Annotated in this window: 15 protein-coding genes and 3 pseudogenes; 9 read left to right on the forward strand and 9 right to left on the reverse strand. The window is 60.1% G+C overall.

What is annotated here, in order from left to right; translation table 11 throughout:
• Positions 1-146: 146 nt before the first annotated feature.
• Positions 147-1,271, forward strand: coding sequence for a YkvI family membrane protein (locus FQ377_RS03960; RefSeq protein WP_148599891.1), 1,125 nt, complete (start codon positions 147-149; stop codon positions 1,269-1,271).
• A 31-nt stretch (positions 1,272-1,302) separates the two neighbouring features.
• Here the strand turns inward: FQ377_RS03960 and FQ377_RS03965 are convergent, their stop codons facing one another.
• Both FQ377_RS03965 and FQ377_RS03970 read right to left on the reverse strand, forming a co-directional pair.
• Positions 1,303-1,824, reverse strand: a complete 522-nt coding sequence (locus FQ377_RS03965; protein ID WP_187393243.1) for a GNAT family N-acetyltransferase — start codon at positions 1,822-1,824, stop codon at positions 1,303-1,305.
• A gap of 133 nt (positions 1,825-1,957) precedes the next feature.
• On the reverse strand, positions 1,958-2,524 hold the full coding sequence (locus FQ377_RS03970) for a GNAT family N-acetyltransferase (protein ID WP_187393244.1): 567 nt from the start codon (positions 2,522-2,524) through the stop codon (positions 1,958-1,960).
• Between the two features lie 377 nt (positions 2,525-2,901).
• On the opposite strand from FQ377_RS03970, the gene FQ377_RS03975 reads away from it, so the two are divergent.
• Positions 2,902-3,411: an RES family NAD+ phosphorylase gene (locus FQ377_RS03975; protein ID WP_148600095.1), complete on the forward strand. Its 510-nt coding sequence runs from the start codon at positions 2,902-2,904 to the stop codon at positions 3,409-3,411.
• A gap of 590 nt (positions 3,412-4,001) precedes the next feature.
• Here FQ377_RS03975 and FQ377_RS03980 read toward each other — a convergent pair.
• Entirely contained in the window at positions 4,002-4,307 is a 306-nt protein-coding gene (locus FQ377_RS03980; RefSeq protein WP_222861826.1) for a hypothetical protein, read from the reverse strand.
• 139 nt (positions 4,308-4,446) lie between these two features.
• Complete coding sequence (locus FQ377_RS03985; protein WP_148599895.1) at positions 4,447-4,656, reverse strand: DUF4177 domain-containing protein; 210 nt, start codon at positions 4,654-4,656, stop codon at positions 4,447-4,449.
• A 544-nt stretch (positions 4,657-5,200) separates the two neighbouring features.
• Here FQ377_RS03985 and FQ377_RS15340 point away from each other — a divergent pair.
• Positions 5,201-6,097: pseudogene (locus FQ377_RS15340) on the forward strand (IS256 family transposase); the annotation flags it as partial.
• A gap of 139 nt (positions 6,098-6,236) precedes the next feature.
• Positions 6,237-7,445, forward strand: a pseudogene (locus FQ377_RS04000) (IS256 family transposase).
• Positions 7,446-7,699: 254 nt separating this feature from the next.
• Here the strand turns inward: FQ377_RS04000 and FQ377_RS04005 are convergent.
• Positions 7,700-9,289: a GMC family oxidoreductase gene (locus FQ377_RS04005; RefSeq protein ID WP_148599896.1), complete on the reverse strand. Its 1,590-nt coding sequence runs from the start codon at positions 9,287-9,289 to the stop codon at positions 7,700-7,702.
• 53 nt (positions 9,290-9,342) lie between these two features.
• Positions 9,343-10,776, reverse strand: a complete 1,434-nt coding sequence (locus FQ377_RS04010; protein WP_395858458.1) for an aldehyde dehydrogenase family protein — start codon at positions 10,774-10,776, stop codon at positions 9,343-9,345.
• Positions 10,777-11,185: 409 nt separating this feature from the next.
• Here FQ377_RS04010 and FQ377_RS04015 point away from each other — a divergent pair, with 409 nt between their 5' ends.
• Together FQ377_RS04015 and FQ377_RS04020 are read left to right on the forward strand one after the other, a co-directional pair.
• Positions 11,186-12,205, forward strand: a complete 1,020-nt coding sequence (locus FQ377_RS04015; RefSeq protein ID WP_148599897.1) for an AraC-like ligand-binding domain-containing protein — start codon at positions 11,186-11,188, stop codon at positions 12,203-12,205.
• Positions 12,206-12,334: 129 nt separating this feature from the next.
• Positions 12,335-13,586: pseudogene (locus FQ377_RS04020) on the forward strand (IS256 family transposase).
• Here the strand turns inward: FQ377_RS04020 and FQ377_RS04025 are convergent.
• The gene (locus FQ377_RS04025) at positions 13,549-14,010 is read right to left on the reverse strand and encodes a hypothetical protein (RefSeq protein WP_148599898.1); all 462 of its coding nucleotides are present in this window, start codon (positions 14,008-14,010) and stop codon (positions 13,549-13,551) included. The pseudogene FQ377_RS04020 and the gene FQ377_RS04025 sit on opposite strands and share 38 nt — an antisense overlap.
• A gap of 192 nt (positions 14,011-14,202) precedes the next feature.
• Complete coding sequence (locus FQ377_RS04030; protein WP_148599899.1) at positions 14,203-14,886, reverse strand: recombinase family protein; 684 nt, start codon at positions 14,884-14,886, stop codon at positions 14,203-14,205.
• Between the two features lie 267 nt (positions 14,887-15,153).
• Between FQ377_RS04030 and FQ377_RS04035 the strand changes: the two genes are divergently transcribed.
• The 3 genes from FQ377_RS04035 to FQ377_RS15280 all read left to right on the forward strand — a co-directional run bounded on the left by FQ377_RS04035 (position 15,154) and on the right by FQ377_RS15280 (position 18,273).
• On the forward strand, positions 15,154-16,302 hold the full coding sequence (locus FQ377_RS04035; protein WP_148599900.1) for an SIR2 family protein: 1,149 nt from the start codon (positions 15,154-15,156) through the stop codon (positions 16,300-16,302).
• A gap of 151 nt (positions 16,303-16,453) precedes the next feature.
• Positions 16,454-18,055 (forward strand): ATP-binding protein, encoded by a 1,602-nt coding sequence (locus FQ377_RS04040; protein WP_222861827.1) that lies wholly within the window; start codon positions 16,454-16,456, stop codon positions 18,053-18,055.
• Positions 18,022-18,273, forward strand: a complete 252-nt coding sequence (locus tag FQ377_RS15280) for a KTSC domain-containing protein (protein ID WP_148599902.1) — start codon at positions 18,022-18,024, stop codon at positions 18,271-18,273. Before FQ377_RS04040 ends, FQ377_RS15280 begins: the two co-directional genes overlap by 34 nt.
• A 332-nt stretch (positions 18,274-18,605) precedes the next feature.
• Here FQ377_RS15280 and FQ377_RS04050 read toward each other — a convergent pair whose 3' ends face one another.
• Positions 18,606-19,343: a potassium channel family protein gene (locus FQ377_RS04050; RefSeq protein WP_148599903.1), complete on the reverse strand. Its 738-nt coding sequence runs from the start codon at positions 19,341-19,343 to the stop codon at positions 18,606-18,608.
• Between the last annotated feature and the right edge of the window lie 273 nt (positions 19,344-19,616).

Consider the following 19,616-nt stretch of genomic DNA (forward strand, 5'->3'; position numbering starts at 1 on the left):
GCAGCGTTCCGGCCTCGTCCCGAGAAGTTGCCTCGGCGCACGGTGACGATTGTTGACTGGGTCACACTTCTCCCGTAGCTTCCTTCGGAGACTGATATATCAATCGTCGACGATGACAACTGACATTCTGTGGAAGAAGGCACCCTTTGGCTCAAAACGCACCCACGCGGGCGCACCTGCACACGACCGAGAAGGTGAGCGTCCTCCGAGTCCTCACCTATGCGGGCGCGATCATGGCCTTCCTCATCGGATCCGGATTCGCGACCGGCCAGGAAATCCTGCAGTACTTCACCTCGTACGGTTACTGGGGTGTGTTCGGGACCGGAGCGCTGGTTCTGGTCCTCATGACCTACGTGGCCATGGAGTTCTTCGTGGTCGGGGAGGCGAAGAAGTTCGATCGTCCCTCGCGGATCTTCCATTACTACTGCGGCAAGTACCTGGGGACGTTCTTCGACTTCTTCTCCATCCTCTTCGTGTTCCTGAGCTTCACCGTGATGGTGGCCGGTGCCGGCGCCGTGTTCGAAGAGCATCACGGTATCTCGCGGTACATCGGCGGCGTCGGCCTGGCCGTCGCGGTCGGCATCAGTGTGTGGTTCGGTCTGAAGAGCCTGGTCGACGTCATCGGCAAGATCGGCCCGATCATCGTGGTGGTCGCCATAGCGCTCGGGCTGCTGGGAATCTTCCGCAATCCGGGCGGAATTTCTGCCGGCAATGCGATTCTTCCCACCCTCGATCTGACCCAGGCGTCCACGAACTGGTTCCTGGCCGGGCTGTCCTACGTGGGCTTCTGCATGCTGTGGCTGGCGGCCTTCCTGACGGCGCTCGGCAAGACGGCGCACAGCCGCAAGGAAGCCGCCGCCGGCGGCTCGATCGGAGCCATCGCTTTCTCCGTCGCATGCATCATCGTCGGCCTGGGCCTGCTCGCGAATGTGGCCAAGGTCGGAGGGGCCGAGATCCCGATGCTCGTGCTGGCCAGAGATGTCAGCCCTGTGCTTGCCGCGGGTATCTCGGTCATGATCCTCACCGGGATCTACACGACAGCCGTGCCGCTGCTGTGGACCGTGTCCTCGCGGTTCTTCCTGGACAGGACGCTCCGCTTCAAGGTGCTGACGATCGTCCTCGCGGTGGTCGGGACGGTGATCGGCCTGCTCCTGCCGTTCTCCCAGATGGTCAACATCGTGTACGTGATCAACGGCTATGTGGGCATTCTGCTGCTGGTGCTCATGCTCGTGAAGACCGGAACGCGTATTGTCCGGAGGCAACCGGTCTGAGCGGGAGCCGAGGAGGCGGGAGGAGCCTGCATCAGAAGAGGTCTACTGAGGGCGGTTCAGAGCTTGAGCTTCCTGCAGCGAAGACGAGGGAATCGCTCCACTGTCCTCCTACGAACCTGTCCCTCGGGCGCACTCCCGTGAAGGTCATGCCGATCTTCTCGAGGACCCTCGCCGATGCCATATTGGCCGGCCGGCACGTGGCTTCGATCAGATCCAACTCCAAGGTGTTGTGGGCGTGGGCCAAGAGGCAGGTCGCCGCTTCTGTGGCATAGCCCCTTCCCCAGTGGTCGACCCCGACGACGTAGCCAAGATGACCACGCTGCTGCTCGTCGAGGGTCAGCCCGACGGAGCCCACGGGCCTACCACCGGGTAGCGCGATTGCCAGGGCGAACACTGTGCGGGGAGAGGCTTCCTGAGCGGCGATGCATCCTTCGAGATAGGCGCGGGTGTCGTCCTCGGTGTTGGGCCCCCAGTCCACGAACCGGGCAATTCTCGGGTCAGAGGCGAAGGAATGGACGGCGCCAAAGTCCTCGAGGACATACTCACGAAGCACCAGTCGTTCGGTGTGTAGTTCCAGGGTCCAGCTCCAAGGTGATTGGACGGCTTCGCGGTGATTGAAATCGGTGCAACGTGTTCAGGGGCTGCATCCTGTTCGGTCCCGCACCCTTGGGGCGCTGCAGCATGCCCTAGGTTTCTTGTTCGAGCATAGGTGCTCGCGGACGGAGTCGGTCCGACGCGTGAGCTACCAAAATCCCGGTTCTCCGGCCGCCGTCCACCGTCTCCTCGATCCGAACGAACCCGAGGCTTTCCAGGAGAGCCAGCGAGGGTGTGTTCTCGGTGTCCACGGTCGCGAACACTGCCCGAAGCCGGAGAGTGTCGAAGCCGTAGCGGGTGACCAGTGCGGCCACTGCGCGGCCGTACCCTCGGCGCCAGTGAGAGCGCTGGATGGCGTACACGAGTTCCCAGCCCTCGATGTCATCGCGGGGCGAGGGCTTGAGTTCGGCGTGTCCGATGAGCAAGCCGCCAGCGACGACAGCCCAGACTGCGAACTTGTTCGTCGGGTAGACCCGGGTGAAGACGCGGTGGAAAAGCTCGCGATCGGCTGCCTCGGTCTCCAACCCGTCACCGACATAGCGGACGACCTCCGGGTCCTGGAACAAGGCGACGAAGAATTCTTCGTCTGCTCTTGTGTAGGGCCGTAGCTCGATGAGGCCGTCGCGCAGAACGGGTGAAGAAGATCCGGTGATGCTCACGCCAGCTAGTCTGCCTGACATGGCACTCATTAATGGTCTTTCGTCGGCGCCCGGCGGCCGGGCCGATGTGAATCTGGACGGGCATGCGAACCGATCTCGAGCTCCAGCGCGAGCTTATGGATCGACGGCGATCCTCCCGTATCTCAGCGCCGTCGGATAGCCATCGATGGCCGCCCGAGGTTGGATGGTGTCGACGATTGGATCCGTCGAGGAGAACCCGATTCCTCCTGAACCTTCTGACCGCAGAGCCAGGAGACAGCGGCAATGCTGTTCGGGGAGTACCTCACCTGGCAAGGTGTGCTTGAACAATCGGACTTCAGAGACAAGGCGGTGTGGTGCAGCAGAGCCAACCGATCGTCAGCGGCGACGATCCGCTGATGCGATCAGTACGAGGATCATTTTTCCGCGCAATAGATCCCTCGTATCGCGCCGACGCGCTGACCGGGTCGCGGTCTGCCGGCCGGTATTCCCCAGAGGGCGTACCGACGCTGTACCTCAGCTCCTCGCGTGAAGGGGTGGCAGCCGCGATGATCGCTCATACCGACGATCGCACTCCTGACCTCGAAGTGCTGCAGTTCGAGGTAGGAGCCGATCGCATCGTCGACCTTCGCTCGCAGCAGGCCTTGAGGTCCATCGGTATCGACCCGGCGGATGCCGCAGCGGACTGGCAGGAACCTCTCGCACGAGGTGAACGGCCTCGTCCCTGGCGAGTACGAGAAGCCCTTGAGGATCTGGGCGCCCACGGCCTGATCGACCCCTCCCGCAAGCAGCCTCATCTTTGGCACCTAACCCTTTTCGCCTGGAACAGCGAGGGGACTCCTCGCGTGGTCGACCCCGCGATCAGGAGGGCGCCACCTCCCTGCGGGGCGAGAGGCCACCTCTGCTGAAGCTATTGGGTTGCGCGCTGGGCGCCAGTTCCTGTTTAGCCCGTGTTTCCCCCGCTCCATCGATCACGCGCGTGGGGATTGCGGGTCGAAGACTCCCAGGAACGAGAAGCGAAACCTCGCCGGGTCGAGATTGCGCAGCTCGCCGTTGCTACCGTTGCCATTGGTCGCGTAGGAGCCCCAGCGTTGTCGGATGCCCCCGGACCGCTTGCCTGGCCAACTTATCGGCGACGTCGAACTCCGGTTCCTCGCCACGTGCAGCACGTGGCGAGTCGGAATTCCTCAGGGTAGGGCATGGGCATGCTGACTTAGAGCCGGAACATCTGCAGGGTGAAAAACGTAGTCGAGCTCAGAAGTAGTGCCAGTCCGAACCAGGTCGCCGGAAAAATTAGCCAATCCCCTGCGATGCCGCCGAAGCCAATGATCTGCAGCACTGTCACGCTGAAGGTAGTCCAGATCATCATCTGAACGCCGTTCTTATAGTGGCCTGGATGTTCTTCTCGGTGACTTCCCAACGCCATAGTTGTAGATCCTGGGGTAGCTGGTCAGGATCGCGAGTCCGATGATGGTCGCCAGGACTATGGAAGCAGGGATCAGTAGCTCCCAAGAGGGACCGTAACGACTGACTGAGCCATCGGCGGAAACTGCATCGGAACCTGCGCCGGCATCGACGGGATACGGGCGGCAATCCAGATGGTGTAACCGATGGAGGCGGCGAGGCTGCCGATGCGCAGGAATTGATGCAGCGGGTCAAGGACGAATGCCGGCTGCGGACGGCTGCGCATCGTCGGATGATGAAGCACGCCCGCCTCGTCACGGAACGGTACGTCACGGCGTAGAGCGTCAACGTAGTTGCTGACCGGCTCACGATGTTTATCGTGCTGACTACTTTTGGGCATCTGCGTCCTCCTGGGGGCGCCGTCCTCGACCTGCATCACAGTTCCCTGGCTAGCGCTGTCGAGCCACTGACGGGCTAGCTAAGTTTCCAAGGAACGTTCTCTGAGCGGGCCGTCCCGTTTAGGGAACGGCTACAGTGCTCTAGGCAAGGCTCTCGAACACCATGGTCGCCTGGATGCGGTTGCCGCCACCGATTCCTTTGCTCCCGCTGCTCGAGGTGGTGATGGTGTGGAGCCGGTAGCCCTTCGCGGCTTGATCGTTAATAGCTTTCTCCTGGGAGGTCAGGTTGCCCGAACCAGTTCCCAGCAACTTTTCTTTGAGGATCACCTGTAAATCGACGTAGTGCGGCATTGAATAAGATCCTCTCGTTGTTGGCTAATTGGGATCATGTTACTTGGTACTGCGGTACCTTTCGTGGGGCAATGATGCCGTGGCGAGATATCGATCCGCTAAAAGCCGGTCCTCCGCTGACGCGCTTGCTGCCGACGTCGGATGAATTCCTTCCTCGTACTTGTGCTTAGTCTGCACGATTCCCGGTTGCCCGCTTGAGGAGATGCCCAGTGCGGCCTTTATAAGGAATGTCCGTGGACGATCCTTCAACAGGAAGAATAGGCGAGCTCCTATCCGGTCAACGCGTTGTCAGCTTCGACGAGAGATTCTGTGTCTCTGGTTTGCCGGCTCTTCTTACTTGAGGTGGGAGTGGCTGAGTCCGCCGCCGATGAGGAGCATGCGCAGCCGGTAGTTGTTCCGGTTTCTGAAGCCTCTAGCGAGGGGGCGGTGGAGCTCGATGAGTCCGTTCACGGCTTGGGACTGTCAGAAAAACGGTGTGTGAGAGTCTGGCCTGATCCGAGAGGAGATGGCCGTGAACGACTTCACGACCGAAGTATCAGAGGCGATGATCGATCCTGTGACGGAAGAGATCATTAATCAGAAGGACCCTGCCGAACGGCTGCTGGCCCAGGCCAAGGCACAGGGCGTGAGCCTTGTCGGTCCGGGTGGCTTGCTGAGTCAGCTGACGAAGAGCGTGCTGGAGACCGCGCTGGAGGCGGAGCTGACCGAGCATCTCGGGCACGACCACGGGCAGACGCCCATTGCGGCGAACATGCGCAACGGGACGAGATCGAAAACGGTGTTGACGGAGATCGGCCCGGTCGAGATCGAAGTGCCCAGGGACCGCGACGGATCCTTAGAGCCGGTCATCGTGCCCAAACGGAAGCGTCGTCTGGATGGCATTGATGAGATCGTGCTCTCGCTGTCCGCCCGCGGACTGACCACGGGAGAAGTAGCGGCGCATTTCGAGGAGGTCTACGGCGCCAGGGTCTCCAAGGACACCATCTCGAGGATCACCTCAGAAGGTCGCAGGTGAGCTGGCCGAGTGGTCTTCTCGTCCGCTGGACCCGCTCTACCCTGTGCTCTTCGTGGACGCGATCGTCGTGAAAGTCCGGGACGGGCAGGTACGGAACACACCGTTCTACGTCGTCATGGGCGTCACCGTGAATGGGGAGCGTGACATTCTGGGGATCTGGGCCGGCGACGGGGGTGAAGGTGCCCGGTTCTGGTTGAGGTCTTCTCCGAGCTAAAGAACCGCGGCGTCGAGGACGTGCTCATCGCTGTCTGCGACTGGCTCAAAGGGCTGCCGGAGGCGATCAACACGACGTGGGAGCGCACGGTGGTGCAGCAGTGCGTCGTGCATCTGATCCGCAACAGCTTCCGCTACGCCGGCCGGCGGCACCGCGACGGGATCGTCAGGGCCCTCAAACCGGTCTATACGGCCCCGTCCGAAGCCGCCGCGAAGGACCGGTTTCAGGTGTTCGCTGCGGAGTGTGTCAATGCCGACTGAAAAGTGACCCTTTTTCGCTGATTGAGGAACTGTCCTGAATTCGGTGTTTCTGGCCTGACACGTCGGGCGTGAGTCTGGCGGGGAAGGTGCCGTGATGACGACACTGGATGCTGTGAAGAGAAACAAGCCGGAGTCCTCTGCGGAGGAGCTAGCTGCTAAGGAACTGGTCCGGATGGCGGCCGAGCGGGGCCTGTCCCTGACCGGTCCCGATGGGCTGTTAAAGCAGTTCACGAAAACGGTCCTCGAGACGGCGCTGAACGAGGAAATGACCGAGCATGTCGGTCATGACAAACACCATGCTGAACCCGATCGTGGGACCTCGAACGTCCGGAACGGGTCCCGGTCGAAAACGGTCCTGACCGAGCCGCCTCACCGGCGTCGATGAGATGGTCCTGTCCCTCTATGCCCACGAGCTGACGACCGGGGAGATCAGTGCGCACTTCGCGCAGATCTATGGAGCGCAGGTCTCAAAGGAGACGATCTCGAGGATCACCGACAAGGTATCCGAGGAGATGGCGAGCTGGGCGAATCGTCCTCTCGATAGCGTCTACGCAGCGATCTTCATCGTCCCCCACTTCGTGGGAGGTGCCCCCATCGATCGTGGTCAAGATCCGCGACGGTCAATATCGCGAACCGACCCATCTATGCCGCGATCGGGGTCTCCCTGGAGGGCGAGAAGGACGTGCTGGGCTTGTGGGCTGGGACCGGTGGTGAGGGGGTGAAGTTCTGGATGGGCGTCCTGACTGACATCAAAAACCGCGGTGTTCAGGACACGTTCTTCCTCGTCTGCGATGGCCTCAAAGGTCTGCCGGACGTCGTGTCGAACGTGTGGCCCCTCACCGCCGTTCAAACCTGCATCATCCATTTGATCCGCAACACGTTCCGGCTCGCGTCGAAGAAGGACTGGGACGCCCTCAAGAAAGACGTCCGCCCGATCGACACGGCCCCGAACGCGGCCGCAGCAAAAATGGCACTGGAGGAGCTCAAGGAGAAATGGGGCCGGCAGTACGGGGCGATCATCCGGTTGTGGGAGAACGCGTGGGAAGAGTTCGCACCCTTCCTCTCCTACGACGTTGAGATCCGTACCGTGATCTGCTCCACGAACGCGATCGAGTCCCTCAACGCGCGCTACCGGCGGGCCGTGAGAGCCAGGGGACACTTTCCAACCGAGGCCGCCGCGCTCAAGTGCCTCTACCTGGTGACCCGGTCCCTTGACCCGACAGGTGCGGGCAGGACACGCTGGACAGTGCGGTGGAAGCCGGCCTTGAACGCGTTCGCGATCACCTTCGCCGACCGCTAGCCAGCAGCCGAAACCTACTAACCAAAAATGCCGGAAACACCGAAAACGTTACAGACCCTAGCTAGTTGGTTTGCTGAATCCAGTTTGCCCAGTATGCCGACAGTTTTCTGCGACACTGACCAGCATCAATACCGCCCCCTTTTGGCCTTGCCACTAAGGGAAATCTGAGGAGCGAGGCCAAAAGGGGGTACTACCTGCTTCTGCTGCCGGTCAGCGTTCGCCTGCCAGTGTGCAGCTGACACCTGCTCGCTAGGTCAAGTTGTCACCGAAGCGGTTGTAGTTCCGGTAGCTTCCCCTTGGGCGCCCGGTGTGGAGTTGACGAGAACTGCGGCGGCGCGTTCGGCGATCATGATGGTCGGCGCGTTGGTGTTGCCCGTGGGCACGAGCGGCATGATGGACGCGTCGGCGATCCGCACTCCGTCGAGGCCGTGTACCCGAAAATTCTGGGGGTCGACGACGGCCAGTTCATCCTGGCCCATTCTGCACGTACCAACCTGGTGGTGGTAGGTCACGACAGACTCGCGCACGTATGTTTCCAGGTCCTCATCCGCGATCGACGGACCGGGGTAAACCTCTTCAACACCCCAGGGGGTGAGTGCCGCGGTCCGGCCGATCTCCCTGCACTGCTTCACCGAAGCGACAAGTGCGTCGATGTCGGCCTGCTCAGTCAGGGCGCCGAGATCGATGCGGATGGGGTCCTCGGGGTTCGGGCCACTGAGCGTGACTTCTCCGCGGCTTTGCGGCCGCACGAGTCCGCCGAGCATCGAGAAACCGCCGTCAGCCCCGCTCATCGGGCCTTGCGCATAGCCTTCCGAGTACATGGGTACGGAGAAGAAGATCGGCTGGGTGTCGGCCACAGGCAGTTCGGGGTGGCTTTTCCAGAACAAGTGCACCTCGGCGGGGGCTACGTCACCGACCGGCACTGGTTCCGTTGTTGAGAAGATGACTGGTGACAGCAGGTGGTCCTGTAGGTTCTTGCCGACTCCTGGCAGATCATGCACTGGCTCGATGCCTGCCTGCCTTAGCTCCGCAGCGGGGCCGATCCCGGAGCGCAGCAGAAGCTCGGCTGAATTAAGTGCTCCAGCGCAGAGGATCGTTTCACCGGCGCGCACTGTCCTGGTTTCACCGTCCTGCTCGAACTCGATGCCTGCCACTGTTCCGTCCTCGACGATCAGCCGACGTACGTGGGCCCCCGTGAGCAGAGTCAGGTTCGAGTTGTCGACGACAGGTCGCAGGTAGGCGTGCCAGGTGTTGAATCGCTTACCGTCACGGACGTTGAGTTGCATGCGAGAGACACCCTCGACGTCGCCCGAGTTGTAGTCCTCGTTGAGTTTGACGCCGACTTCCACGGCTCCTTCGAGCATCGCCTCCTGGAGGGGGTTGCGGCTGAAGTTCTGGACCACGTCCAGCAACCCCGCCTCCCCACGCGTGTCCGAGGCGCCGCCGTCATAGTTCTCGATCGCTTTGAACACGGGAAGGACATCTTTCCACCCCCAGCCGGGGCATCCGGCTTCGGCCCAGCCGTCGTAGTCCGACCGGTCGCCTCGGACCCAGATGGTGGCGTTCAGCGCGTGGGACCCGCCCATGACCTTGCCACGGGGCAGGTGGATCCGCCGGCCGGCACATCCGGATTGTTCGGTGGTGAAGTAGTCCCAGTCCTGTGGGCTGTGCCAGAGGGCCCCAAGGTTGTAGAGGTGCTCGATGTTCGGGTTGATGTCCTGATCGCCTGCTTCGAGGACGGCAACCCGCTTGCCGGCGTCCACGAGCCGGCGGGCGATGACGTTGCCGGAAGATCCGGCGCCGACGACGATGTAGTCGAAATCCTGATGTGTCTGAGGTGTCATGGCTGGCTTTCGGTTTGATTGGCGCTGCTTTTGCGGGAGGACGGAGGACGGAGTCAGCCGCTGATGACCTGCGGGGACCCAAGGCCTTTAAGGCCTTCAATGCCGAATTCCAGGCCGTAGCCGGACTGCTTGGCGCCACCGAAGGGCATGCGGGGATCGACGGCCCCATGCTTGTTGATCCACACGGTTCCCGCCTCAATGCGCGCTGCCACTTCTCGTGCCTGCGCCGGATCCGCGGACCAGACAGACGCGCCCAGGCCGACATCGAGTGCGTTTGCCATAGCGATGGCCTCATCGACATTGGAGTACTTGATGATGGGAAGCGCCGGCCCGAATTGCTCCTCGGTCACCAACGGGTTGTTATTGTCGATGTCCGCGATGAGGGTGGTCGGGTAGAAGTAACCTGGTTGATCCGCTCGCGGGTTGGCCCCGACGACGACCCGGGCTCCTGCGTCCGTGGCAGCCCGCACGAGGTTGGCGACGATGTCATATTGAGCTTTGTTCTGCAGGGGTCCCAGGACATTGTTTTCATCCAGGCCCACCCCCATGGGCATTGCTTCGGCGACGCCGGCCAGGGCTACAACAACATCCTCGTAGATGTTCTCGTGGACGTAGAGCCGCTTCAGTGCCGCGCATGTTTGCCCAGTATTGATGAACGCCCCCCAAAAGAGGTCCTCGGCGATCGCTTTCGGGTCGGCATCAGGTAGTACGATCCCCGCATCATTGCCGCCCAATTCAAGCGTCAGGCGCTTCACCGTGTCTGCGCTGGAGCGGATGATGGCCTTTCCGGTAGCGGTGGAGCCGGTGAACATGATCTTGTCGACATGAGGATGGGAAGCGAGGGCTTCGCCGACTTCCCGGCCACCGGATACGACGTGGAGCACATCTGCCGGCATCGCCGTATTCAGGACGTGGGCAAGAGCGAGAACAGATAACGGGGTGTATTCGGAAGGCTTCATCACCACCGTGTTGCCCATGCGCAGGGCAGGAGCCAACTGCCAGACGCTGATCATCATCGGCCAGTTCCATGGACCGATCGCGCCTACTACGCCGAGCGGGCGGTAATGAAGCTCGGCGAGCCCGCCCTCGTCGTCGACGAGCACCTCAGGTTCCAATTCGAACGAGGCGGTGGCGCGCAACCACGCGGCGCAGGCGCCGACTTCGAAACGGGCGTTCGGCCCATTCAAGGGCTTGCCCTGCTCGCGGGACAGGAGCACCGCCAATGGCTCGGCATGAGCTTCGACGGCATCAGCGGCAAGGTTCAGGTAGTGAGAGCGCTGGGAGTGAGTCAGTGCCCCCCATCCGGGCTGAACCGCTCGCGCAGCGGCCACCGCTGCGTCGAGGTCCGCGGCAGTGTGCTCGGGGGCCCTGCCAACGACCTCCCCTGTAGCCGGATCCTCGATCTCCCTACCACCCTCCAGCGGTCGGACGGCGGCGAGTAGGTCCTCTACGGTTGTGATGGCACTTCGCGTGGTTTCGGTGGTCATGGCGTTCTCCATGTTCGTCAATGAAATGTGGAGCTGAATGAGGCGGTTGGCACTGCACAGCAGGACGTGGAGCTAAGAGCCCCGTTGCACAATTCCCTGACCACTAGACAGGGATGAATCCTGGTCGCTGCTGATTTGCTTAGCACCAGGGCAGAGCCCAGCATCGCGGGGTAATCAGGAAGAAGTCCGGGACCACATATGTGGTCTGGTCGACCCACTCGTGACCCGCCCAAGCTTCCCTCCTCGAAAACAGCTGACTTCTGTCCTCACCAGTGTTCTCGCTCAACCGGAACTATCCCTTGGCTTCACATGCACACCCGTTGTCATTACGCGCACAGTTGTGTCCTGCGTCACTGATCCCCAGCTAGGCGTGGTTGACTAGCACCGGAGTTTCACAGGGAGGTGAGCCGTGGCTGGAGGAAACGTTCTCGCGCTGCCCGACATCCACGACGGGGCGGGTCTTACCTGCAGTGAGAAGTTCGACGCGTGGAGAGATGCGGTGAACACCGCCTTCGTTCCTCTTGAGGCATCGACCGTGCACACCGCCGCCTTCGATGGTCATCTCATCAGCCAGAATCTGGGGGACATTCAGCTCTGTGAAGTTGCCGGTTCCCCCCTGCAGGTCAGCCGCACGACCAGGATGATCGCCCAAAGTGACCCGAATATGATCAAACTCGGGTTGCAACTGCGCGGTTACTGCCTCGTCGCCCAAGACGGCCGTGAAGCCGCACTAACGCCCGGCGACTTCGCCGTGTATGACACCAGCAGACCCTACGACCTCTACTTCGATGATTCCTTCCGAATGCTAGTTCTCATGTTTCCGGCTTCCAGTCTTGACCTGAGCCGCGACGCCCTCCAGAAAGTCACCGCCGCCCGCATTTCCGGACGCAAAGGCCTCGGCGCGATGACATCGGCTCTGTTGACCTCCATGGACCAGGAGCTCAATACCGGCGGAGCTCCCTATAATTTCGCGGCGTCTGAAGCACTTCTAGGTCTCATCTCAGCAACCATCGCTCACACCATTGAACCCACTACTTCGCCGACAGCAAACCGCGAGGTGCTCTTCGAGCACGTCAAGCAATTCATTCTGAATCACCTCACCGACCCCTCCCTCACCGTCGAATCGATAGCCGAGGATAATAACGTTTCGGTCCGGTTCCTACAGAGACTGTTCGCAGACCATGACGAAACAGTCAGCGGATGGATTCGCCACCAGCGCCTGCACCAATGCCGCCGAGAACTGGCCAACCCCCTGCTCCGCGGACGAACGGTCTCGGCCGTCGCCGCTCACTGGGGTTTCGGTGACGCGGCGAACTTCACCCGCACCTTCAAAAGCGCATTCGGTTACACTCCCACCGAGTTCCGCTACTCCTACCAACCCGCCGGCCAGGTCAACGGCCTCACCGCCCGCCCGCTGGCTACAGAATGAAGCATCGGTCGGAGCTCGTTTGCACCTTGCTGTTCAAAGAGGGACTGTAAGAAAAACGGTGTGTGAGGGTCCGGCCTGATCCGAAAGGAGATGGCCGTGAACGACTTCACGACCGAAGCAACAGAGACGATGATCGATCCTGTGACAGGAGAAATCATCGACCGGAAGGAAATCGCCGAGCAGCTACTCGCCCAAGCTAAGGCACAGGGTGTGAGCTTAATCGGGCCCGGCGGGCTGTTGAACCAGCTCACGAAGAACGTCCTCGAGACAGCGCTCGAGGCGGAGCTGACCGAGCACCTCGGACACGAGCACGGCGGGACGCCGATCGCGGCAAACATGCGCAACGGGACGCGGCCGAAAACCGTGTTGACCGAGATCGGTCCGGTCGAGATTGAAGTCCCGCGGGACCGTGACGGATCGTTCGAACCGGTCATCGTGCCCAAACGGAAGCGGCGCCTGGACGGCATCGATGAGATCGTCCTCTCCCTGTCCGCCCGCGGGCTGACCACGGGTGAGATCGCGGCGCACTTCGAAGAGGTCTATGGGGCGAGGGTCTCGAAGGACACGATCTCGAGGATCACGGAGAAGGTCGCCGGTGAGCTGGCCGAGTGGTCCGCCCGGCCGCTGGACCCGCTCTACCCGGTCCTGTTCGTGGACGCGATTGTGGTGAAAGTCCGCGACGGGCAGGTACGGAACACTCCGTTCTACGTGGTCATGGGCGTCACCACGAATGGGGAACGGGACATCCTCGGGATCTGGGCCGGCGACGGAGGCGAAGGTGCGAGGTTCTGGTTGCAGGTCTTCTCCGAGCTGAAGAACCGCGGCGTCGAAGACGTCCTCAGCGCCGTCTGCGACGGACTCAAGGGCCTGCCGGAGGCGATCACGACGACGTGGCAGCGAACGGTCGTGCAGCAATGCGTCGTGCACCTGATCCGCAACAGCTTCCGTTACGCCGGTCGCCAGCACCGCGACGGCATCGTGAAAGCCCTTAAGCCTGTTTACACGGCTCCGTCCGAGGCTGCGGCGAAGGACCGGTTCGAGGAGTTTGCCGCGGAGTGGGGTGCCAAGTATCCGGCGATCGTGAAGCTCTGGGAATCCGCGTGGGCGGAATTCGTGCCGTTCCTCGAATACGACGTGGAGATTCGCTTAGGTGATCTGCACGACGAACGCGATCGAGTCGATCAACGCCCGCTACCGGCGGGCCGTCAGAGCCAGGGGCCACTTCCCGAACGAGCAGGCAGCGCTGAAGTGTTTGTATCTCGTGACCCGGTCTCTTGACCCGACCGGCGGCGGCAGAGCACGCTGGGTCATCAGGTGGAAGCTGGCGCTAAACGCCTTCGCGATCACCTTCGCGAACCGGTTCGAACGAACCAACCACTAATGAAACGCCGGACCCACACACCGTTTATCGGACAGACCCCGCTCTTCAGGGCGGTGAAGGGGGGTGTGCTTATGAGCCAGTGCAGTGCGTCGTCGTAGGAGGAGAAGTACTTGGCGTGGGTGGGGGAGCGGAGGAAAAAAGCAGCAAGGACTTTGTCCATGAGGGTTGAGCCAATGACCGCTACGGGTGTGGGGTGGGTGTAGAGGCTCAGCTTTTCCCGGACGGTGAGACTGACACCGGTAATGGCTCCCATATGGATGAGGACCGGCTTTTTCTCCCACCCGTTGATCGCCCGTAGGGCGGTGCGGAAGCTCACCAAACCTGCTTCATCGACGTAGAGGCCGTCGTCCAGGTGGGCTTCGATCAGGTGATTATGGTTTTGCATGACGAAGCCGCCATCATCACCGGATGATGCCGGATCCACCGGGCGCATCAAAGCCCCTTTGAGGCTGTGGGTGTCATTGGCCGAGCATAACCGCGGTTGGGCCCGCCGTCCTTAGAAAGTGTGGTTGTCCTGCTACCACATAGATTACGTCGTGATCCGGTCCACCTCGGACGGCCTCCTATAAGAAAGACTGTGGTGGTAGAAAATTTGCAGGGTGGTGTCCATGGTGTGTCACTGGTCAGCAGGTGAGACACTGACTGGTTCTGATGGTCCAGGATCGGCGACGTCCTGAAGAGGTGAAGGAATCGGTACGGGGTGGGTAGCTAGCCAGTCTCGGGCTTCCAGGTTGTTGATACGCCGGTAGAGGGTGGCCCTGGACATGCCGAGATCCCGGGCCACGTGGGAGGCGGGTTGGCCTTGTTCGATAAGCCGGCGGGCGTTGCTGATCTGACTATCGGAGAACGTTTCCCGGCGTCCTCCCAAATCCATGCCGGCGGCGCGGCGTTTGGTGTTGGAGTCGTTGACGCGTTCTCGTTTGATCTCGAGTTCCATCTGGGCCAGGGCGGCCATGACGGTGAAGACCATGGACCCCATCGGGGTTCCGGTGTCGACGTTCCCGCCCCCTAGATTCAGCACCCGCAGGTTGATGTCTTGTCCGCGGAAGGTGTCGGCGAGGGTGAGCATGTTCGCCGTCGACCTGCCCAACCGGTCCAGGGTCGTCACGACCAGAGTGTCAGCCTCGTGGAGGGCTTCGAGGGCCCGGTCGAACTGCGGACGTCGGGAGAGCCCGCCGCTGATCCCGTGGTCGACATACACGTCATCGCGGCGGACCCCTGCTGCGATGAGGTCCTTGACCTGCCGGTCCGTGTCCTGCACTCGGGTCGATACTCTGGCGTATCCGATTAACCTACCCACACGTACTCCTTCACCTATTAATGCACGACAACCCCAGAAGTGGTTGCCGAAAGTAACCGAAACGCTCGGGTGAGATTAATGAGCCCATATCTGTCTTGCAACCAACCGTGACATCAACTTTCTGGGCTTCCACTTATGGAGCATGGTAGCAAGACAGGGACCAAGCTGAAACGGTGGGGGAGTTGCGGTGTCTCGACTAGGTGTATCGCGTACCTACGGTTGCGATACGCCAGTCCCTGTCTTCGGAAATAAGCTACGGTCTGTTTTATGCTCTCTCACGACGTCGCGTATTTTGCCGGTGGTCTCAGCGCTAAATTGGCTACAAGGTCGCGGCATGTCTGCACCTTCTTTGGTGCCGGAACTTCTAAAGCATGCGGCCTACCAGATGTTGCGCTCCTCACCACCAAGATCTTGGCTGGCCTGGAAGGTGAACAACTCGAGGCTTTCAAGCGCATCACCTCGTCCCGCAATCTTGAGCAGGCGCTGAGTCGGCTCAGGAGGGTTCAAGCTGTTGTCGAGGGGGCGGATGTTATCGACGGCCTCACTGGCGCTCAGGCTAAGGCGCTGGATGTAGCGATTTGTAAGCTCATCATTCAGGAGCTGTCGTCGGCTAAGGCTCACTTGGGTCCAGTCGACAAGTTGGTAGCTTGGGTCGAGCGCGCTGACTACGCACGGCCGGTCGAGCTTTTTACCGTCAATTACGATTGTCTTATAGAAACAGCACTGGAAGCGCGCGGAGTTCCATATTTCGATGGATTCGTAGGGTCTCTGAGAGCTCGATTTCGCACGGACATGGTCGAAGCCACGCAACTTGACTCTGACGTCTTACTGCCATCGTTTTACGCAAGACTTTGGAAGCTGCACGGCTCCGTGAACTGGGCTTGGGATCAAACCCACCCAGCCGGCCAGGTTTTGAGATTAGGGAACCCCGTTCCTACCAATCAAATTGCCGCCATTTTTCCTTCCGACGCAAAATATGAGGAGTCGCGACGAATGCCTTTCGTTGTACTTCAAGATCGGTTGCGACGTGCACTTAATGAGCCGGAAACTCTGTTCCTCGTGTCGGGCTACTCTTGGGCAGATGAACATCTCAACGAGCTGTTCTTCGACGCAGCCGCGCGACGCCCACGCTCAGAGTTCATAGCCTTCTGCTATTCGGAAATTCCTGCAGAACTTGCAGAAAAGGCCCGAAAGACGCCGAATCTTCAGGTCGTCACGCAAACCGAGGCCATCATCGGAGGTCTCCAGGCGCCCTGGGCAGAGCCGACAGAGGGCATAGCGCTGCCCCCCGACATTTGGGATGGCACTACTTGTCAACTAGGCGATTTTAGGCAATTAGCAGGCTTTTTAGCGCGCAGTTCTCCTGCCTGGAGCGTCGAGGAACAAGCAGGACTCAGCGGTCTAAATGTCAACTAGACAAGAAACGTTTGTCGGGCGGGTCAAGCATGTGCTTGGCTCTCAAATAACCGTGGAACTTGATCCTGGCCTTGCTGGGATTGCCCCAATTTATCGAGGACAACTCCAACAAATCGGGCAAATTGGCTCTCTGGTTCGGTTGCCTCAGGGGATGGTTGACCTGATCGCCACCGTCACTTTAGTTGGTATATCTGAACTGACGCCCGGTCCCGGCCCTCAAGATTTGTCGCCAGCGGGCGAAAGATGGTTGCAAGTTCAACTTCTCGGTGAGGTAGACAAGGGTACAAAGCAATTTAGGCGAGGTGTCGGCTCATATCCTGGTTTGGATGATCCAGTGCATTTCGCTCGCACTGAAGAACTGCAGGCGGTCTACCCTCACCCCTCGACATCACACATTCGCGTGGGCCGGTTGTCCGCTTCCGAAGCAGTTCCAGTTGCTCTCGACGTAAACAAACTAGTTGTTCGTCATTCGGCGGTAGTTGGTTCAACAGGATCAGGTAAGACCAGTGCAGTGGCTTCACTACTACAGAATTTCGCACAAGGGCACTGGCCTGCGGCCAACATCGTAGTCATCGACAGTCACGGAGAGTACTCCCATGCACTCGCCAATCATGCATCGGTGAAGTCCGTACTTGGGGGAGAGAATGAGCGGCTCAACGTACCTTACTGGGCCCTTCCTGCCGAGGATATTTTACGAGCCTTCGCTGGTTCCACAGGCGGTCCTACGACTCAAAAAACGTGGTCAACTTTGGTTGCTGAGGCAAGACGGCAGTTCAGTTTCGCGGCTTCATGGCTCCATCTCGATCCTGACGCAATTACCGCGGACACCCCTGTGCCCTTCGACATCTACGAAGTTTGGCTTCGTCTGGACTCAGAAAATAGGGAGACTCGACGAGCCAAGGGGGATGCCCTATCAGCGTGCATCGAGACCACCGGAGATGCCGCGACACTAACTCCTGCTAGGTATACCCCTCACGGGCCGGCGGGAAGCCCGCCGATGCAGGGTCCGTGTTTCGGCCTGCATGGCAATACTCCGGAGCTACTTCGACTCGGATTACTTGACCCTCGTCTAGCTTTTCTGCGAGAGCCATCAGGGACTATCGACGGACCCGATCCGCTTGTTGCGGCTGTGGATGCTTGGATTGGAGGAATACGTCCGGTTTCAGTCCTTGATTTCAATGGTGTTCCAGATACGGCTGCCGAACTTGCAATCGGAGTAATCTTAAAACTCCTCTTTGATGTGGCCATAAGGACGCCGAACGGAACCGAAGGAATCGGCCGGCCCAGTCCCATTCTCGTTGTGTTGGAGGAGGCTCACCGATACCTCGGAGATAAAGCGGCCCCAATTGCGCGTGACGCAGTCAATCGAATAGCTCGCGAAGGACGAAAGTATGGTGTTGGGCTCATGCTCGTTACCCAACGCCCCTCCGATCTTCCCGACACAGCCATGGCGCAATGCGGCACAATCATTGCCCTGCGCTTAAGCAATAGCGCTGATCAGAGTAAGATTCGCACTGCTCTTCCAGACACTGTTGCAGGGCTGGCAGAAACGCTTCCATCTTTGAGGACAGGAGAGGCCATCATCAGCGGGGAAGCACTAGTGCTGCCGACGCGAGCTCTCCTCAATAGACCGGATCCACTTCCACTTGCTGAAGACCCGTCCCTTGATGCGTGGCGATCCCTTTGTGGCACAAGAGATGTACGACCAGCACTTGCCAAATGGCGAGGCATCTACGAGCAGGAGACAAAGTGACCCTAGACTGGCAGCCCGTGAATTCAAGTCGGATCGTTGCGGAAGCGTATGACTCGGAAGCAGAGACTATTTACGTGGAATTCCCGAAGGGAGGTGTTCAGTGGTGGTATGCGGCTTGCCCGCCGGAAGTTTGGGAACAGTTCACGGCTATTAATCAGTCCCGAGGCCAGTTCATTCACCAAATCCTTGACGCAAAGCCGAATGGTCGTTTCGCGTAATATCACATAGGGCGAGCTGGATTTTTTCCTATAGCCATATTTTGGGAGTGTCTTACAATTCTGGTGTCTTGAATCCCACAGGTTTCGAGCGACGGACCGCGGAACAGTTACACTCGTGCGGTTTAGGACACTTATTGCACTGGGTACACCCCACTGCGACTGTGCAGAAGGGCTCGAATCGCGTTGTTGTGGGGTTCTTTTGGGGCTTTCGCAACGGAGTTGTGCGGTGGTCTAGGCATCGTGCAACGTCACGTCGATGCGCGGACGCTAAAGGGATGTCTCGCGGGTAACTCGTTATTCGGGATGGTGCAGGCTTGCGGTTGTGGAGGCTGTCAGCTCGGTGTTTTCTCGCTGGTCGTGGTCCTGTTGCTCTCAAGTAGGAGTCGGAGTTGTTCCTTCACCTCGGCGAGTTCGTTTTGCAGAGCCTGGTCGCCGGATTCCACTTCAGCTGTTGTCTCCGCGGCGACAGATTCGACGAGCCAGGATGCGAGAGTAGCGGTGACGACGCCGAGCACCGCGATACCTCCGATCATCAAAGCTGTTGCGATCAATCGGCCGACGATGGTGACCGGATAGAAGTCCCCGTATCCGACGGTAGTGATTGTCGCCATCGCCCACCACAGTGCGTCTCCCATCGAGGTGATGTTAGCGCCCGGCTCCATGCGTTCGATGTCCAGCACTGTCAGAGCCGCGACATAAGACAGGATCGCGACGGATCCGATGACATAGGTGACCAATCGTCCGCGTAAGGCGTGCCCGCCAACCTTGTGAAGGGTGCGTAGGAGTGTGATCAGACGCAGTAGACGCAGTGGACGAAGCATCGGCAATGCAACGATGAGCAGTTCGTGGATGTTACGGATGAACCAGCGGCGACGATGCTCAGCCAGGTACAGGCGGACAGCATAGTCAACGAGGAATACGACCCAGATGATCCAGATGACAGTTAGGAGGATCACCGCCCAGGTGCCGTTGGGTTGCCCGATCACCTGCATGGAGTAGACAACCAGAAAGAGGATGGCTGCTCCGGCCAAGGGCCATTCGGCCCGGGCCTCCCACGACGCTTGACTCATGAGGGGCATCCTATGCGAGCGATTCCTGCTACCTGCCAGCTAGGGGAAGCTCCCTCGTGCAACTCGGTCGCTATGCGGGTGGAGTGCACGAGCGTCGGATGCGCGGATAACCTCGCCGAGTAGCTGCGCAGCGCTTCCTACGATGTTCTTCGCCAAACGCTGGGTAGGCCTTTTAGTGAATTGAAGGCATGAACATGAGAATGACGGGTCCTGGAGCATCCGGCTCCAGCGACAGGACGCGGAGTCCTAGGACGAGACGTCTCGTATCGCCAC

The organism is Arthrobacter echini (genome assembly GCF_008107445.1).
GTDB classification, from domain to species: domain Bacteria; phylum Actinomycetota; class Actinomycetes; order Actinomycetales; family Micrococcaceae; genus Arthrobacter_D; species Arthrobacter_D echini_A.

Bases quoted from the DNA above. Each gene is read 5' to 3' on its own strand.
- FQ377_RS03975 (WP_148600095.1), top strand. From the start codon at position 2,902: ATGCGATCAGTACGAGGATCATTTTTCCGCGCAATAGATCCCTCGTAT.
- FQ377_RS03980 (WP_222861826.1), bottom strand. From the start codon at position 4,307: ATGCCCAAAAGTAGTCAGCACGATAAACATCGTGAGCCGGTCAGCAAC.
- FQ377_RS03985 (WP_148599895.1), bottom strand. From the start codon at position 4,656: ATGCCGCACTACGTCGATTTACAGGTGATCCTCAAAGAAAAGTTGCTG.
- FQ377_RS04005 (WP_148599896.1), bottom strand. From the start codon at position 9,289: ATGACACCTCAGACACATCAGGATTTCGACTACATCGTCGTCGGCGCC.
- FQ377_RS04010 (WP_395858458.1), bottom strand. From the start codon at position 10,776: ATGACCACCGAAACCACGCGAAGTGCCATCACAACCGTAGAGGACCTA.
- FQ377_RS04035 (WP_148599900.1), top strand. From the start codon at position 15,154: ATGCTCTCTCACGACGTCGCGTATTTTGCCGGTGGTCTCAGCGCTAAA.
- FQ377_RS04040 (WP_222861827.1), top strand. From the start codon at position 16,454: ATGGTTGACCTGATCGCCACCGTCACTTTAGTTGGTATATCTGAACTG.
- FQ377_RS15280 (WP_148599902.1), top strand. From the start codon at position 18,022: ATGGCGAGGCATCTACGAGCAGGAGACAAAGTGACCCTAGACTGGCAG.
- FQ377_RS04050 (WP_148599903.1), bottom strand. From the start codon at position 19,343: ATGAGTCAAGCGTCGTGGGAGGCCCGGGCCGAATGGCCCTTGGCCGGA.